Annotated in this window: 12 protein-coding genes; 7 read left to right on the top strand and 5 right to left on the bottom strand. The window is 62.3% G+C overall.

Annotated features, from left to right (window positions below; translation table 11 throughout):
• Nucleotides 1-29: 29 nt before the first annotated feature.
• Nucleotides 30-659, bottom strand: coding sequence for a Cif family virulence factor (locus HNQ60_RS10805; protein WP_184331509.1), 630 nt, complete (start codon nucleotides 657-659; stop codon nucleotides 30-32).
• Nucleotides 660-944: 285 nt separating this feature from the next.
• Between HNQ60_RS10805 and HNQ60_RS10800 the strand changes: the two genes are divergently transcribed.
• From HNQ60_RS10800 to HNQ60_RS10790, 3 genes are all read left to right on the top strand, one after another.
• Nucleotides 945-6842, top strand: coding sequence for an alpha-2-macroglobulin (locus HNQ60_RS10800; protein ID WP_184331507.1), 5898 nt, complete (start codon nucleotides 945-947; stop codon nucleotides 6840-6842).
• Nucleotides 6843-7153: 311 nt separating this feature from the next.
• The gene (gene pbpC / locus HNQ60_RS10795) at nucleotides 7154-9547 is read left to right on the top strand and encodes a penicillin-binding protein 1C (RefSeq protein ID WP_184331505.1); all 2394 of its coding nucleotides are present in this window, start codon (nucleotides 7154-7156) and stop codon (nucleotides 9545-9547) included.
• A gap of 112 nt (nucleotides 9548-9659) precedes the next feature.
• On the top strand, nucleotides 9660-10658 hold the full coding sequence (locus HNQ60_RS10790; protein WP_184331503.1) for a S41 family peptidase: 999 nt from the start codon (nucleotides 9660-9662) through the stop codon (nucleotides 10656-10658).
• Nucleotides 10659-10832: 174 nt separating this feature from the next.
• Here HNQ60_RS10790 and HNQ60_RS10785 read toward each other — a convergent pair whose 3' ends face one another.
• Together HNQ60_RS10785 and HNQ60_RS10780 are read right to left on the bottom strand one after the other, a co-directional pair.
• Nucleotides 10833-10991: a hypothetical protein gene (locus HNQ60_RS10785; RefSeq protein ID WP_184331501.1), complete on the bottom strand. Its 159-nt coding sequence runs from the start codon at nucleotides 10989-10991 to the stop codon at nucleotides 10833-10835.
• Between the two features lie 12 nt (nucleotides 10992-11003).
• Entirely contained in the window at nucleotides 11004-11465 is a 462-nt protein-coding gene (locus tag HNQ60_RS10780; protein ID WP_184331499.1) for an SgcJ/EcaC family oxidoreductase, read from the bottom strand.
• 300 nt (nucleotides 11466-11765) lie between these two features.
• Here HNQ60_RS10780 and HNQ60_RS10775 point away from each other — a divergent pair, with 300 nt between their 5' ends.
• Both HNQ60_RS10775 and HNQ60_RS10770 read left to right on the top strand, forming a co-directional pair.
• Nucleotides 11766-12194 (top strand): hypothetical protein, encoded by a 429-nt coding sequence (locus tag HNQ60_RS10775; RefSeq protein WP_184331497.1) that lies wholly within the window; start codon nucleotides 11766-11768, stop codon nucleotides 12192-12194.
• A 102-nt stretch (nucleotides 12195-12296) separates the two neighbouring features.
• Nucleotides 12297-12992, top strand: a complete 696-nt coding sequence (locus tag HNQ60_RS10770) for an outer membrane beta-barrel protein (RefSeq protein WP_184331495.1) — start codon at nucleotides 12297-12299, stop codon at nucleotides 12990-12992.
• A gap of 93 nt (nucleotides 12993-13085) precedes the next feature.
• On the opposite strand, the gene HNQ60_RS10765 is transcribed toward HNQ60_RS10770, so the two are convergent.
• Entirely contained in the window at nucleotides 13086-15119 is a 2034-nt protein-coding gene (locus HNQ60_RS10765; RefSeq protein ID WP_221304127.1) for a glycoside hydrolase family 43 protein, read from the bottom strand.
• A 71-nt stretch (nucleotides 15120-15190) separates the two neighbouring features.
• Here HNQ60_RS10765 and HNQ60_RS10760 point away from each other — a divergent pair, with 71 nt between their 5' ends.
• On the top strand, nucleotides 15191-15538 hold the full coding sequence (locus tag HNQ60_RS10760) for a hypothetical protein (protein WP_184331493.1): 348 nt from the start codon (nucleotides 15191-15193) through the stop codon (nucleotides 15536-15538).
• A 109-nt stretch (nucleotides 15539-15647) separates the two neighbouring features.
• The gene (locus HNQ60_RS10755) at nucleotides 15648-16370 is read left to right on the top strand and encodes a molybdopterin-dependent oxidoreductase (protein ID WP_184331491.1); all 723 of its coding nucleotides are present in this window, start codon (nucleotides 15648-15650) and stop codon (nucleotides 16368-16370) included.
• A gap of 24 nt (nucleotides 16371-16394) precedes the next feature.
• Here the strand turns inward: HNQ60_RS10755 and HNQ60_RS10750 are convergent, their stop codons facing one another.
• Nucleotides 16395-17336, bottom strand: a complete 942-nt coding sequence (locus HNQ60_RS10750; protein WP_184331489.1) for a formylglycine-generating enzyme family protein — start codon at nucleotides 17334-17336, stop codon at nucleotides 16395-16397.
• Nucleotides 17337-17373 lie beyond the last annotated feature (37 nt).

The following is a 17373-nucleotide window of genomic DNA, read 5'->3' as shown; positions in this document are numbered from 1 at the left end:
AGAACGCGGCGCCGGGGCACCGGGTTTCCTCACTTCACCGTCACCACCTTCTCTTCGACGATGCGCCACGAGCCGGCCTCGCGCACGAGCACGAGCTGCTTGCGCAGCGAGTTCACGCCGAATTTCTGCACGAAGGTGGCAATGCGGCGATCGGCGCCATCGGGCTCGATGCTCAGGCCTTCGATCATCGAATCCGGCACCGGTCCGGTCGCGACCTGTTCGCGACGCTGTTCGAGCCATGCAGTGGCGCCCGCTGTGTCGGTCGGTGCGACGAAGCCGCTGGAATAAAGGGCGATCACGGCATCCGCTTCACGCGAAGACCAGGCCTGAGCCCAGCTCGCGACGACTTCGTCAGGTGAACGCGCGACCGTACCGCTCGATCGGAAATATGACGGCGGCGCAGCCAGGCAGCCCATGTCCGGATCGCCGGCCCGGGACGGCGCACCGGCGGGAATGTTGAGCGCAGCAGAGCGGTCCGGCGAACTCATGCCCTCGGGCACTTTGAGCGGGGTGTTATTGCGGGCCTGCAGATAGGGCTCGTCGGCATCCACGCAGTTGCGGGACGCTCCGCCGCACGCCGACAACGCCAGCGCGGCTAGGGTCGTGAGCAAAACCGGGGCAACACGCCAGGAAGACTGCAACATCAGGGAAATACTCATGAAAAAGAGGGAAACGTGGGCCGGACAGCCCGCCGTCCAAGGTGCCCGCTACCGTACCGGAAGGGATGGCGAGAGGTAAAGGGGTCGGGCCTGACAAGGCAGGTGCCATCACTTCCCAGGGTTCCGTCACTCCCGCGAAAGCGGGAGTGACAGCGGGGTGGACTCCCGCGTTCGGGGAGTGGCGCAGCCCACCGGATTGCCACAATTCGTTCGGCGCTGCGGCACAATCGCGCGCCAACATCGACCATGACGGTCTGACCTTTCCGCAGGGTGTGCTTCCTATATATGAGTGCCATTGGCGATCGGTTTCGTAACGCCCTGCGGACCCTCTTCGGCGATATCGCCTGGACCCGACCCGGCTGGGTCACGCGAAGCAACGCCGCTGCCGAACGCGCCACCGCGCACGTCCGGGCAAATCCCAAGCGGTTCGCATTGATTGCGGGCGGGATCGCAGTCGCCGTCATCGGTGCTGTTCTCGTCTGGCGCTGGTACGAAGGCCGTCCGAAACCGGTCGAAGTGACGTTCGAGGCGTCGCCCCCCGCCGTCACCTGCTATGCGTGCGAACCACCCGGTACCCCGAATCCGCTGATCGTCCGCTTCGATGCATCCGTTGCTCCGCTCGATCGCGTCGGCCACACGGTCGACCCGAAACAGGCGGGCATTTCGCTGTCGCCCGATTTCGCGGGCGCCTGGACATGGGACGACGACAAGACCCTAAGGTTCCAGCCGCAGGCAGACTGGCCGGTCGGCACGCAGTACACCGTGAAGTTCGATCGCAAGCAGTTCGCCGCCGACTCGGTGCGGTTGTGGCGGCAGGACTTCGAGTTCACCTCGCCCGCCTTCGACGCAAAGATCACAGCCACCGAGTTTCACCAGGACCCGGTCGTCGCCGGCAACAAGAAAGTCGTCGCGACCATCACCTTCACGCATCCGGTCGATCAGGCGAACTTCGAAAAGCGCGTTCGCCTGCAGATGTTCGATCGCGTGACGGACAAGACTGAAAAGGAAATCACCGCACCCGCCCACACGATCGTCTACGACAAGCTGAAGCTGAACGCCTACATCCACTCGGCGCAGCTCGAAGTGCCGCCGAAGGCAGGACGACTGCAGATCACGATCTCCTCCGGCATCCAGGCGGCGCGCGGCGGCAACGCTACGAAAGAAGCATTGCAGAACAGCGTCGAAGTGCCCGGCCTCAACAGCCTCAAGATCAGCAATCTCGCGCTCGACATCGCACGCGATGAGCGTAATGAGCCGAACCAGATCCTGCTGGTTTCGACGTCGTTCTCCGTGCTGGAGAAAGAACTCCCGCAGAAAGTGAGCGCATGGCTGCTGCCGCTCAAGCATCCCGATCCGAAGGTGCAGGCAGAGTTCGAGCGCCACTACCGCGGCAAGCCGTTCGCGTGGGACGCGCGGAACTTCCGTCCCGAAGTCCTCAACGCCAATACGCGTCTCGAACTGACGCAGATTCCGGGCGAGCAGGATCACTACGAGCATCACAGCTTCCGCTACACAGCCGACCCGGGACGCCAGGTCTACGTTCGCGTGGTGCCGGGGCTGCGGTCCTTTGGTGGTTACGTTCTTGGCGACGCGGTCGAGCGCATTCTCGAAGTGCCCGAACTCCCCCGCGAGCTCAGCATTCTGAGCAAAGGCTCGCTGCTCTCGCTCTCCGGTGACAAGACGTTGTCGCTATTCGCGCGCAACGTGCCTGCGCTGCGCATCGAAGTGGGCCGCTTGTTGCCGCGCCAGCTGCAGCATCTCGTATCGCAGACGAGCGGCAGCTTCGAGACGCCGCAGTTCAACAACTGGGCCTTCGACAGCGCGAACATCACCGAGCGTTTCGTCAAGGTTCTGCCCTTGCCGAAGGTCGCACCCGGCAAGCCGCAATACGAAGCGCTCGATCTTGGTGAGTACCTCGACTCCCAGTCCGGTGATCGTCGCGGCATCTTCCTGCTGAAAATCCAGGCCTGGGACACGGGCCAGGACCGACCGATGGAATACACCGGCGACAACTGGAACGATGCGCGCAACAGCTCACTCGCCGACGCGAGACTGATCGTCGTCACCGATCTCGGTCTCGTAGTCAAACGCGCTGTCGACGGCGCGCAGGATGTCTTCGTGCAATCGATCGCGGACGGCACACCGGTCGCTGGCGCCTCCGTCGACATCATCGGCCGCAACGGCCTACCCGTACTGACGGAGACGACGGACGCGGATGGTCACGTCCGATTTCCCGAACTGCGCAGCTTCCAGCGTGAACGTCAGCCGGTGCTGTATCTCGCGCGCCGAGGGGGCGACAGTTCGTTCATGCCGCTGAGCCAGGGCTGGGATGAGCGGGGTCGAGCGCTCGATCTGTCGCGATTCGACATCGGCGGTGTTCAGAGCAATGCGGATCGCGGCGCACTGTCCGCGTATCTTTTCTCCGATCGAGGCATCTATCGTCCCGGTGAAGAGATCCGCGCCGCTGCAATCGTTCGCAGCCAGGACTGGAACCGAAAGTTCGACGGCATTCCGTTGCGGCTCGAGATCACCGATCCACGCGGCACTGTGATTCGTCGCGAGACTTTCGTGCCCGGCCAGGCGGGCTTCGGTGAAATTCGTCAGCCGACCCGCGAAACATCGCCTACCGGCACCTACACGCTCTCGATCCTGGTCGTGCGCAACGAGAACTACGGGGATCTCATCGGCTCGACGACTGTCCAGGTCCGCGACTTCCAGCCGGATCGCCTGCGCATGTCAGCAACGTTCTCGGCGCAGTCCGCCGATGGCTGGGTCGCACCCGAAGAGCTTGCAGCGAATCTCCAGCTCGAGAATCTGTTCGGCACGCCCGCTGAGAATCGCCGGATCACCGCTCGCATGACATTGAGTCCCGCGTTCCCTGCGTTCCGTCGCTTCCCGGACTATCAGTTCCACGATCCGCAATACGCCCGCGAAGGCTTCAGCGAGGAACTGCCGGAGACCACGACGGACGCCACCGGCAAGGCAACACTCCCACTGAACCTGCAACGCTTTGCACGGGCCACCTATCGCCTGCACATCGTTGCACAAGGATTCGAAGCCGATGGCGGTCGCGGCGTCACGACCGAAGCAGCCCAGCTCGTTTCGAGCATGAAGTATCTCGTCGGCTACAAGGCGGATGGCGATCTGGCCTATCTGAAGCTCAATGCGCCGCGCAATGTTCGCCTTCTGGCAATCGATCCGCAGGCTCAGCAGACGGCCGTTGAGAACCTGAAGCTCTCGCGCATCGAGATCCGCTATGTCTCCGTGCTCATGCGCCAGCCGAACGGCACTTACAAGTATGAGTCGCGTCGCAAGGAATCCGTGATTTCTGAAACGGCGCTGGCTATCGGTCGCGACGGTCAGAACCTGCAGCTCGCTACGGATGCGCCGGGCAACTTCGCGTATGTCCTGCGCGATCCGGAAGGCCAGCAGCTGGCCCGCATCGATTATCAGGTTGCCGGCGAAGGCAATGTGACGCGAGCGCTCGAGAAGAACGCGGAGCTCGAACTGTCACTGTCGAAGAAGGATTACTCGCCCGGCGAGGAAGTCGAAGTATCGATCCGCGCCCCCTACGAAGGCGCCGGCCTGATCACGATCGAACGCGAACGCGTGCATGCATGGCACTGGTTCAAGACCAGCACGACGAGCACCGTGCAGAAGATCAAGCTGCCGGCGGGCCTCGAAGGCAACGCCTATGTCGCGGTGACTTTCGTGCGCGATCCGGGCTCGGCCGAGATCTATACAAGTCCGCTGTCATACGGCGTGCAGCCCTTCTCGATCGATGTCGATGCACGCCGCAATCCGGTGAAGATCGAAACACCGTCGCTGGTGAAGCCGGGCGAGACGCTCAAGCTCCGCTACAGCACGGACCGTCCGTCCCGCATCGTGCTGTTTGCCGTGGACGAGGGCATCCTGCAGGTTGCGGGCTACAAGACGCCTGACCCGCTCGCGCACTTCTTCCAGAAGCGTGCGCTCGAAGTCTCGACGTCGCAGATCCTCGACCTGATCCTGCCGGAGTTCCGTCATCTCGGGTTGTCATCCGCTCCCGGTGGTGACGCGGAAGGATTGCTCGGCAAGCACCTGAATCCTTTCCGCCGCAAGGGCGAGAAGCCGGTCGCTTACTGGTCGGGCATTCTCGATGCCGATTCGACGACTCGTGAAGTGCAATACGTCGTGCCCGACTATTTCAACGGCACGCTGCGGGTGATGGCGGTTGCCGTCGCTGACGATCGTATCGGCGTCCATGACGGCCGCACGATCGTGCGGGGTGATTTCGTGCTTTCGCCGAATGCGCCGACGACTGTCACGCCGGGCGACGAATTCGATGTCAGCATCGGCGTCGCCAACAATGTCGAGGGTTCCGGCGCGAATGCGCAGGTGGAGATCGCTCTCGAGACCGACAAAGGCCTCGAAGTCGTCGGTGATGCGCGCCAGCAGGTCGGCATTGCGGAGGGCCGCGAAGGATCTGCGCGCTTCCGGCTGCGGGCTCGTGACGAACTCGGACCAAGCGTACTCAAGTTTGCCGCGAAGACCGGCAACGGCACAGGTCGTCGACAGATCGATCTCAGCATCCGTCCCGCAACTCCCTATATGACGCAGCTCAGAGCCGGCGTGCTGGAGAAGGGCGAACGCGATGTCGCCATCAATCGCACGCTCTACCCGCAGCATCGCAAGCTCGAGACCGGGATGTCGGTGTTGCCGCTGCAGTTCGCGCATGGCTTCGTCAGCTACCTTGCGAACTATCCCTATGCATGCACCGAGCAGATCGTCAGCCAGGCAATGCCGGCTGTGCTGCTCGCTTCGCGGCCTGAGTTCGGCTATGTGCGTGCCGAGCCGGGCGCCGATGTCGCCGGATTGATCAGCGAACTGCGCTCACGTCAGAACGACGCCGGTGCGTATCGGCTCTGGCCCGGCAACGACCAGGTCGTCGAGTTCGTGTCGCTCTACGCGCAGCATTTGCTGCTCGAAGCCGCTGAGCGTGGCCAGCCCGCGCCTGCTGACCTGATCGAGAACGGCAACAATCATCTGCGAGCGATCGCTGCGCGCGATGGCAACAATCTCACCGACGAACGCCAGAGCGCTTACGCGATCTATCTGCTGACCCGCCAGGGACAGCGAATGGCTGCCGAAATCGCCGCGCAGCGCAAACGGCTGAGCGAACGTTATCGCGGCCAGTGGGAGCAGGACGTCACGGCGGCCTGGCTCGCAGCCGCCCTCGATCTGATGAAGCAGGATCGCGATGCCGGACAGCTCATCGACGGCATGAAGTTCATCGCCAAGACCACCGACGAGGTCTACTACGATCCGATGACGCGCGACGCGCTTCTGCTGTTCGTGCTGTCGCGTCATTTCCCGGAGCGGCTGCGAAGCGTGCCGGCGGATGTGATGACGACGATGGCACAGAGAGTGAACGACGGCTTCTATCACTCGCTCTCCGCCGGTACGACGCTGCTGGCCCTCGACGCCTACGCGAGCGCGAGCGAAGGAGCAGAGCGCAATTTCTCGATCGCTGAAGTGCTGAAGAACAAGAGCGTTCGCGCGCTCGCGCTGCCGCAGGGCTTGTTCCCCGAGGTTGCGTTCACAGATCAGGCCGCAGCGCTTCGCTTCGGCAATACGTCTGATCGCAACGCGTTCTACCTGATCGAACAGTCTGGCTTCGACCGCACGCCGCCCAGGACGGAGATCAAGGAAGGTCTCGAAGTGCTTCGCGAATACACCGATGCGAGCGGCAAGCCGCTGACACAGATCACTATGGGCCAGCAGGTCGACGTGCATCTGAAGTTCCGCGGGCTGAAGAGCGACTTCATCGGCAGCGTCGCGTTGGTTGATCTGTTGCCCGGTGGCTTCGAGCTGGTGGTCCCCACTCAGCCTAATCAGGCGACGTTCTCCGAAGCGGCGAGTGAGGAAGGGGAAGGCGAGAAAAGCTACGGAGAAAGTGGCTTCACCGGCTGGCAGTGCCAGATCTGCGTCTCGCAGAAGGCGATGCTTGATTACGCCGACATGCGCGAAGACCGCGTCGTTTTCTATGTCTCCGCGAATCGTGACGTGCAGGAAATCGTGTATCGCATCAAGGCCACGAACGTCGGCACGTACAACGTCCCGCCAGCGTACGGCGAGGCGATGTATGACCGGAGCGTCGTGGCTCGTTCGGCGGCGGGCAAGCTGACGGTGTCGCGGCCGTGACCCCCGAGATGTCATTCCCGCGAAAGCGGGAATCCATCCGAATAGAGGCATGGACTTCCGCGTACGCGGGAGTGACGGATACCCGATCGCCGGACGGCGATGCTTCGCATGACGTTCGACTGAAGTCGAACCCACAGGGAGAGGCTTCGGCAGGACGCGTTCCTCTCCGACCGTGGGTCCGGCTTCAGCCGGACGCGATCGCCGAGGGGGACGAACGCTGCGCCTCTTGTTGTGGGTCCGGCTTCAGCCGGACGTAATCGCCGACAGGCGATGTCTTTAGGTGTCACCGAAGGCAAATCGATCGATCCAGCATGCTCTCGGACAAGCTCACAAGACGTCTCACCGCTGCAATCGCAGGCGCAATCATCGCCCTTGCCTCGATTGCGGCGATCCACGCCTGGCCACGAGATCCGCTCTCCGCACAGATCCCCTCCTCCACCGCGATCTTCGACCGCAAAGGCCGGCTGCTGCGACTGACACTTGCCTCGGATCAGCAGTACCGTCTCTGGACACCGCTCGAACAGGTTTCGCCGGAACTTGTCGACGCGCTGCTCCTCCACGAGGATCGGCATTTCTACGGGCATCTCGGCGTGAATCCCGCCGCGATCATTCGTGCCGCTTTCACGACCTACACAGGTGGCACTCGCGTCGGCGGTTCGACGATCACGATGCAGCTGGCGCGGCTCAAGTACGACCTCAACACACGCACGATCGGCGGCAAGCTCGTACAGATCGCTCGCGCTGTGCAACTCGAACTGCAGTACTCGAAGCACGACCTGCTCGAAGCGCATCTCAACCTCATGCCTTACGGCGGCAACGTCCAGGGCGTTGGCACGGCGAGCCTCATCTATTTCGGAAAGCCCGCCGGCAAGCTGACGCTGGCCGAATCGCTGACTCTGGTCCTGATCCCTCAGTCGCCCGCGCGTCGCGATCCATCGCGCGATGAGCCTCCGGAGCTGCTCGCTGCTCGCGAGCGATTGTTTGCGCGCTGGCAGGAGGAGCACCCGGCCGCCGATTCGACACATCAATATGTGTCACTCCCGCTGCGCTATGGGCGATTGAGCGACCTGCCCTTCGCGGCACCGCATTTTGTGAATGCGGTGCTGGCGAGAGACGTAGTGCTTCCGTCACTCCCGCGAAAGCGGGAGTCCATCCGATCCGGGGGGACGGATTCCCGCGTACGCGGGAATGAGGAAGGTTGGACCACGCTCGACCTACCGCTCCAGCGCCTGACCGAGCGCGTCATCACGAACTACGTCCGCGAGCATCAAGCGATCGGTATCAACAATGCGTCCGCATTGCTCGTCGACACACGCGACATGTCAGTACGCGCGATGGTGGGCTCCGCCGACTTCAGTTCCGCCGCGATCCAGGGACAAGTGAACGGAACGCTCGCAAAGCGTTCGCCCGGTTCCGCATTGAAACCCTTTATCTACGCCCTCGCGATCGATCAGGGCTACATACATCCACTGACAGTACTGAAGGACGCACCGCAATCCTTCGGCCCCTTCAGCCCCGAGAATTTCGATGGCCGCTTCGTCGGACCGATCACGGCTACCGACGCACTTGCACGGTCGCGCAACATCCCTGCGATTGCGCTGTCGGCGCAGCTCGCCCAACCGAGCTTCTATCAGTTCCTGAAAGGTGCCGGCATTTCGCGAATGGCGTCGGAGCAGCACTATGGTCTCGCGCTCGCGCTGGGCGGAGGCGAAGTGACGATGGAGGAAGCCGCGATGCTCTACGCGATGCTCGCGAATCGCGGGCAGATCGCGCCGCTCCGCTACTCCGCTGATGACCCCGCTACGCCGGGTCTGCGCCTGCTCTCCGAAGAGGCGAGCTTCATGACGCTCGAAATGCTTCGCAGCGCGCCGCGGCCGGATGATCCGTTCACGCGTAAACAGGACCGTCTGCGTGTCGCCTGGAAGACCGGAACGTCCTGGGGATTCCGCGATGCGTGGACCGCCGGAGTGTTCGGCCCTTATGTGCTCGTCGTGTGGGTCGGCAACTTCGACGGCCACGGCAATCCAGCGTTCGTCGGAGTGCAGGCCGCAGCGCCGCTGCTCTTCCGTCTGACCGATGCCATTGCAGGCAGCGATGCGACTCTCACCGAACCGATCTTCCGCCAACCGCCCCGACTCGAACGCGTCGATGTCTGCAGCGCCTCCGGTGATCTGCCCAACGCGGATTGCCCGCAGATCACGAGCACGTGGTACATCCCCGGCGTTTCGCCGATCCGCGTGAGCCAGATCCATCGCCGCATCTGGATCGACACCCGCACCGGTGAGCAGGCATGCCCCCCTTACAATGCTGCCACGACGCGCAGCGAAGTCTTCGAGTACTGGCCGACGGAGTTGCTCCAGCTCTTCGCACAAGCCGGCATGCCGCGTCGTCGCCCTCCCGCTCCCGCTGATTGCCAACGCGACGTACCGAGCGGCACACCGCCGCGCATCACCTCACCGGTGATCGCGGCGACTTACACCGTTCGTGCGCAACGCGTCGGCGACGAGTCGATTCCGCTCGCTGCGAACGCGGACAGTGACGTAAGGCGACTGCATTGGTTCGTGGATGAGAGCTACGTGGGGACCGCAGCGCCTGGCATCGCGATCGGGTGGAATCCCGAGCATTCAGGCAAGTACATCGTGCGTGCGGTGGATGACAGAGGGAGAGCGGACAGCAGGGAGATGGAAGTGGCGTTGGTGAGGTAGGAGGAGGAAGCCCGCTAGCCGGCTAGCCATTAGCCCGCAGCAGCAGCGCTGATTCAAACGCTCGGCCCATTACGCGCATCCATACGCCATCCGGCCTGATGGTCCACATCCCATGAGTCGAGCCCTCCTGATCGTCGCTGTTTGCTGGCTGACGTCCGGTACGGCGCACGGAACCCCGGCGCAGGCCGGCGCCTTTCGCGACACTGCTGCTGCGATCAACAAGACGATCCGCGCCAGCCACTTTCGCCCCGCCGAGCTCGACAGCGACGCGTTTCGTCGAATCGAACGGGACACGATCGCTCTGGGCGAGAGGGCAACGTCCGACGACGAGTTCATCAAAGGCTTCGGTGCGATCTGGCGAGACGCACCGTTCTCCCATGTGGGACTACGGAAGGCAGAGGAGCCTGCTGCCGACCGGATTGCGCGCCTCGACACGTCGCAAGCGGGTCCTGACGCGGTGTCTCTGGCGTGGCGAGACTCGACAGCGATTCTGACCGTCAACACGATGAATGGTGTCGACACGATCAAAGCCATCGACGCCGCCTACGGTGAGATCGTTTCCCGCAAAGCTGGAAGGCTGATCATCGACCTGCGTCGCAATACTGGCGGCGCGTTCGCGGTCGTGCCGCTCGTCGGACACTTGATCGAGAAGCCAATCGACTTGGGCGTGTTCGTAACGGCCTCATGGTATGACGATCACAAACGGCCTCCGGGCCCCGACGACTTCTCCTCCGCCAGGCCGTGGCTGGGTTACTCCGTGAGTAGCTTCCAGGCCGACGTGATGACGCGACCGCTGACCAGCTATCGCATCGAACCGATGCAGCCCCATTTCCAAGGGCCGGTAATCGTGCTTGCGAGTGCGCGATCCATCAGCGCCGCCGAGATCGCAGCCGACGCATTGCAGTCGACAGGTCGCGCCAAGATAGTCGGCGAGAAGACACCCGGGATCTGCCTGTCGTCGAAACTGTTCGACATTCCAGGCGGCTTCCACCTGCGTGTGCCGATCGCGGACTACTACTCGATCAGAGGTGGACGCCTGGAAGGCGTGGGTGTGGTGCCGGACATTTCAGTTCGCGCAGACGACGCGCTGGAGCTCGCCCTCGGGTTATAGAGCAGTGGCAGCGGATTGTGATCAACCAATCCGTGCATTACCCGCACTGCGTCCGAGTTCATGTACCCCACGGCGCCGGCGGCGCCTCAACAGGCTTCGTCAGATCGAAGTCGACGCGGAACTCTCGCCCCGGGCGCACGAGCGCGTAACTGAAGCGTTCGCGCGGCGCGAGACTCACGATCCACCGGCGAAAGCCTTGCCGCACAACTCACCAAGGTTTGACCAGAACTGCTGCTGTGCGTCTCGCGCTCCCTGCTTCGGCTGGTCGCCGATGCATCCCAGCAGAAGACACAATGCAGTAGACAATGAGACGACGATGTATTTGTTGCCCATGCTGCGGCACCACTAGGTTGGCATTCGCGACGAATGGTGATCGACGATCAACCAGGTGCCCTGCCGCTTGCGAAACACCAGGGTGTAGCGAGACAGGTTCGCCGTAGCCTGCCCATCGCGAACGTCTTTGAACGTATAGGTACCGCTGTTGATCGCCACGTCCCCGTAGACGCGGATGTGCTGTTCCTCGAATACCACGCGTGTGTTCGGTCGGCTGCCGGCAGCCTTGAAGTATTCGGCGACAGCGTCCGGGTGGGTCGCGATCGACTTCATCGTCGTTCCCCAGAAGACAGCATCCGGCGCATACATCGCGGTGATGCGTGCAGGGTCGCGGCTGTTGAACGCGGTCTGCCAGGCTTGGGTGGCTTCGGCAATCTCCTGCTGCGACGTGGCAGTCGACTCGTCGCTGGGAGAAGTGGCACATGCGCCCTGCAGCGCGATGAGAAGCAGGATCACCAGGATGCGGAATGTCATATCGGTTACCGAGTATGCGGTCGCACAATGCTACCGGCGCCGGACCCGGGCAGTCTCTCCCAATCGTGCCGTTCTCGACATTGACCTGCCGCCAGTGCTCCTCCTATAGTCCCTCCATGCTTTCGCGCACCACACGCCCTCAACAACAAGCCCGCCGTGACAAACGGACGGGTTGCGTGCGTGCGTCCGGAAGCTGAGAACCGTTTCTTCCTCTCGTAACTTCCGACTCTCTCTTCGCAACCCCGCCATCGGCGGGGCAACTGAGTTCCGTCGTGGTCATCACTACCACAGGAGCTCATCATGAAATCTTTCGACTGCGATGCTGATATCGATGCCCACGGCCGCGCGTTCTACGAGCGTACGTTGCCGAAATCGGAATGGACCCACGCCGGGCACTTCGCCGCGGCCTTCTGGATCCTTCGGCATCCGAGCCTCGACGCCTTGCACGACATGCCGGACCTGATCCGGCGCTACAACGAAGCGACGGGCGTCGCCAACACGGATACGACCGGGTATCACGAGACGATCACGCTCGCCTCACTTCGCGCGGCACGTGCGTGGCTTGCAGCGAGACCGACAAAGCCGTTGCACGAATCGCTGCGGGAAATGCTTCACGCCGAGTATGGCCGCTCGGACTGGCTGCTGACGCACTGGTCGCGATCGCTGCTGTTCTCAGTGTCGGCGCGTCGTTCCTGGGTCGAGCCTGACCTGCGCCCTTTGCCGTTCTGAGGGGCACATCAATGACACCGTCACGGTTGAAACGACAACGGCATGCATTGGCCGGCCACTGCGCCTACCATTGGGCCCGAGCTCAACCGGGAAGGCGTACTCATGATCCGGAACATCGGGCGATGGAGCCGTGCCGGCGCGATCTGCGCAGTGCTGCTGGGAATGCCAGGACTGGCGTCCGCGGCTGAGCCTGGCTTCTATATCGGAGCCTACTACGGTCAGGGAAGCAGCGCTCTGGACATCGGTGTGTTCGACGAAGACACACAAGAGTTCTACGACGAGTATCTCTTTGTTCGAACCGAGTTCGACTCCGGACTGGACACGAAGGACGCCGTCTATGGCTTCTTCGGCGGATATCGCTTCACGGACCACTGGGCTCTCGAAGGCGGCTTCGTCGACATGGGCGAGTTCGTCTATCACGAACAGAGCACGGGTAACTTTGCTTACGATCCGCCTGGTACGCCTCCTCGAACATTCCGGTACAAAGTTGCGGCCGAGTCGCGTGGCATGCAGATATCGGCGCTGGCGATTCTGCCCGTGGGCTATCGCTTCGAGCTCTACGGCCGCGCGTCCTTCGCATATCTGAGCAGCAAGCTGCGGCGATGGATCGACGACGATCAGCTCTTCAACGTGAGTCAATCCGACACGACCTACATGCTCGGAGCGGGTGCCGCTTACAGATTCGCGGACATCTACGCGCTACGGCTCGAGTATCAGCGGGCGTTCGATGTGAACTATGCGGAGCTGGATCAGGCGGACCTGGATACGATTTCGCTGGGGTTCACGGTGACGTTCTGAGGGGCAGCTCATCCGTCATTCCCGCGGACGCGGGAATCCATCCGGAACAAGGCATGGACTCCCGCTTGCGCGGGAGTGACGCGCGGCTGGCATTCACTCCTCCACCCACTCAAACCTTACCCCGTCGCTGTTATCCGGCAGCGGCGTCTGGCTATCCGCCGTCAGGCGTTGCGACTTCGGATCGATGCGCAGGAACCGATGCGTTCGCAGCGACATCAGCACCAGTTCACCGGTCGGCGTTTCGATCCACTGGAATGTCTCCGCATCGCCAGGAGAACCCTCCATCATCAGCACGTCGGTGTTGCTGCCGACACTGACAAAGCCATGTTCTGATTTGAGCGCGACTCGGCCGAGTTTCATGTCGATCACATCGAATGCTGTAGGCGAGCCTGCGGCGAGTCCGCCGGCCGTCGCACTCAGCCCGTACTTGCGATCGTGCGCTGTGAAGCGGACTCGCTTGGCGTATGGAATCGGACGCATCAATCCACGCGGGAACGGTTGATCGACCGTGAACGCATCGAAGTCCGCTGCGCCGCCTCGCTGACCCGATGTGTTGTAGTTGAACAAGGCATAGCGCACGCCCTGGAACGTCATGAGCTGGAACACGAGCGTGAGCGGCTCGCCGAACGGCCGGAATACCTTGCCGTCGATCGAGTAGGAGAACGTCGCCTTCTCCTTCAGGAAGTCGCAATCCGCACGCAGCCACACTCGCGACGCCGGAAGATCGATTCGCGAGCTGCGATTGGTCTGCTCATCGAACTGCACGAGACTGGTCTTGCCCCTCGTACGCTCGACGCCGATCCACGCATAAGGCCGGTTGAACAGCGCGAGCCCGGCGACGTCGCCGTCCTTCATTGATGACGTGTCGAGAATCGTGCTCGGCGATGAGATCGGACCGATCGAGCGCTGCGTCAGCGTATTGCGCGCATCCCACAGGCTCGTCGCCGGCAACGACTTGAGGCGCAGGTGTCCCTTGCGCTCACTCAGCGACCAGGCATCGTTCACGGGCACGTGATTCCACTGCCAGATCGGAGGCAGCGACGCGCCCGAGAAGTCGTCGTTGCGCACGTAGGGAACGCTGATCGGCTGCGGCTCGCTGGTTCTTGGCTTTACCCATGTACGCGGTGTGCGCGTGAGGTTTCCGGGCAATCCGAAGTAGGGCCAGCCTTCTTTCCACGTGATCGGCGAGAGCGACGTCAGGCGACCGACCGAGTTGTAGTCGATCATCGAATAGCCCCACCACTCGCCGAGCGGCGTCTGGATGATGCCCCCCTGATGCAGCGAAAGCTTTCCGGTCGCATGCGGATCACCAGGGCGAATGTCGTACGGCGGCTTCGTGCCTCTCATGTCCGCAAGGCGATAACCCTGCGCGAGCCCGAAATCCTCGTCGATGCTGATGGCCTGGTTCACTTCGTACGGCCCTTCGGGCCGATCGGCACGCGCGGCGGGCATGCGCATGCGCTGGTCGTACCATGCGCTGATGATGAAGTACTTGCCGTCGATCTTGTAGAAGTGCACGCCTTCGCCCATGCCCGCGTTCTCAGGAATGATCTCGCGCTGCGTTCCCGGAACGATGTCGGTCAGATCATCCGTGAGCCGCGCGAACTGGATCGAGCGATAACCCCAGATCGCGTACGCCTTGCCGTCGTCATCGAACAGCACCGACAGATCGTGCAGCGATCGCTTCATCGACTTGTGCTGCCACGGCCCGGCGGGATTCGTTGCCGTGTAGAACTGCGTCATCTCGCGGTTCACGTTGCTGAAGATGTAGAACGTCCCCTTGTGGTAGCGGAAGGACGGCGCCCACTGGCCCTGGCCGTAGATGTTCTTGCCGTCCTCGAGACGGAACGCGGGCCCGAGATCGAGCGCCTGCACTGCGTAGGACACGAACTCCCAGTTGACGAGGTCCCTGGAGCGCAGCACCGGAAGGCCCGGCATCGAATGCATCGTGGTGCCGGTGAGATAGAAATAGTCCCCGACGCGGATCATGTCCGGATCGGAGAACTCGTCGTAGAAGATCGGGTTCGTGAACGTGCCGTCGCCGTTGTCTGGCATCCAGGTCTGCGGCTGCGCGAGCGAAATGGCGGCGCCCATTGCGAACGCCGCACCCATGATCCACGCTTTCATTCCCGAACGCCCCCGGCCAAGCCAGCAGATCGGCCAACGTTCGCATGTTTTTATATGTCTGACAATTGAAAATGACGATCCGGGACGACTCAACCGCGCTGCGCCAGCTACGCCGCGTGAAGCTGGTTCACACGGCTGCATGGGCAGTGTTCGCGGGATCCATCATTGCGATTCCTGTGTTCGCGCACCTGCGTTTGCGCGCTGCCTGGGCGCTGATCGGCTTTGTCTTCATCGAGGTTCTGGTCCTCGCATTCAACGGAATGCGTTGCCCGCTCACGGCGATCGCGGCTCGTTACACCTCCGATCGTCGCGACAACTTCGATATCTATCTGCCGCTATGGCTCGCGCGGTACAACAAGCATGTGTTCGGGACGCTGTACGTCGCGGGGATTGCGTACACGCTCATGGTCATGTCCTGACGCCATCAGACCGGTCTCCGCGTCCTCTGCGCCGTTTCGCACGATTCACTCCTTTCACTTCCTTCTGCTGTTTCACTGATTTCCTCGAGTTGAGGAACCCGCTGTGGTCATGCAGTCTGCTTCCATGCAAGCGATTCACGATGCATCGACGAACCGACCGCTGCCTCCCGGACAACGCGCGATCGACGAGTTCCCCCGTTTCGGGGGTGCGGTCTTCGCGATGCGACCGATCAAGCAGGAGATTCGACTCTCGATTGCCGGTGCGATTGACCAAGGCATCGTACTGACTGCGGCAGAGCTCGCCACGTTGCCGCGAGTGAGCCTTACCTCGGACTTCCATTGCGCGGCGGGATGGAGTCACCGTGATCTGAAGTGGACGGGATTTCTCTTCAAGGATGTCTGGGAGAAATGGGTTGTCCCACGCCTGACGAACTCGGCGAAAATCGGGTTAGTCGTGCTGCGTTGCCAGGACGGTTATCGGACGGCGCTGCCGCTCTCCGATCTGCTGGCAACTGAAGTGCTCATCGCGGATCGTCTCAACGATCAGCCGCTCAGCATCGAGCACGGCGCACCGATCAGACTCATCGCACCGGCGCACTACGGCTACAAGAGTGCGAAGCACCTCGCCGGCTTCGAGCTGCGCGTCGACGATCGCGGTTACGTGCCACTGATGCCGCGATTGCTGGATCATCCTCGCGCCCGCGTCGCCCTCGAGGAACGCGGCCGGTTTCTGCCCGGCTGGCTGTTGCGATGGATCTTCCGGCCGTTCATTCAGCCGATCATCCGGAAGCTCAAGGATGTGACGCCACAGGGTCCGCAACGTGATCACTGAGCGCCTGACTGTACGCCAGATCGCTCATCGCAACGTTCTGGCGACGCGAATTCCGATCGAGTCGTCGCGATGGGTTGCGGGATAGGGAATTCGCTCTGCGATGCGCAGATTGTGCGCCAGTGTTCCCCATGAACCTCCTTTCGTGACGCGCCGTGCGCAGGCACCTTCGATCGCAGGCGGCGCACCCGACTCGGACAACGATTCATGGGACGGTGTGGTGCAGTCCTCTACCCACTCGGCCACGTTTCCGATCAGGTCGTAGACACCGAAGGCGTTCGCGGCGAGCGAACCAACGGGCGCCGTGTTCAACCATCCATCCCTGCAGCTGAGCGGATCGAACGTCTTGTAACCGGAGGTGTCGATGCCGGCGTACTTGGTCAACGTGGTCTGATCGAATCCATTCGCGGAATCGCAGCCCTGGGACTCCTCGTTTCCCCATGGATAGATGTCGTTCCGAGTCGTGCCAGCTCGCGCGAGGTATTCCCACTCGACCTCCGTCAGCATCCGGTAGCCGCCTTGTGTCCGGGTATTCAGCCACGCGATGTACGCCTTGGCCTCATCCCAGTTCACGCATGCCGCGGGATGGTCATCTGTCTGCGAAAAGCCGGGGTCGCGAAAGGTAGTAGTCTCATCCATCACCCATTTGCCGCGTTCGGCGCGATCGGTGAGACACTCGCCGCGAATCTCCTGACCCGTCGCACGGACGAACGCCTCGTATTGCGCACGTGTGACTTCGTATCGACTCACCGCGAAGCTTTCGCTGATCTGAAATCGGCGCTCGGGCAGCTCATCCGGGTTGCGGAAGCGATCGGTCGCACTCGCCCCTACGATTCCCACGCCGTGCGGCACCACGACCATCTCCGGACAGAACTCGCACTCACGCGTCGCTTCGCGTGGAGCACCCGACGTGCACGACTGTGTGCCTAACAGGATGAGCATCGATCCGGCCAATCGAAGAGTTCGCATGGCGAGTGTCCGCATGGAGATCGGAACAGTCTACCGG

Origin of the sequence: Povalibacter uvarum (genome assembly GCF_014202975.1) — a bacterium.
In the GTDB taxonomy this organism is placed as follows: domain Bacteria; phylum Pseudomonadota; class Gammaproteobacteria; order Steroidobacterales; family Steroidobacteraceae; genus Steroidobacter; species Steroidobacter uvarum.
This window is presented reverse-complemented; position numbering and strand designations above follow the sequence as displayed.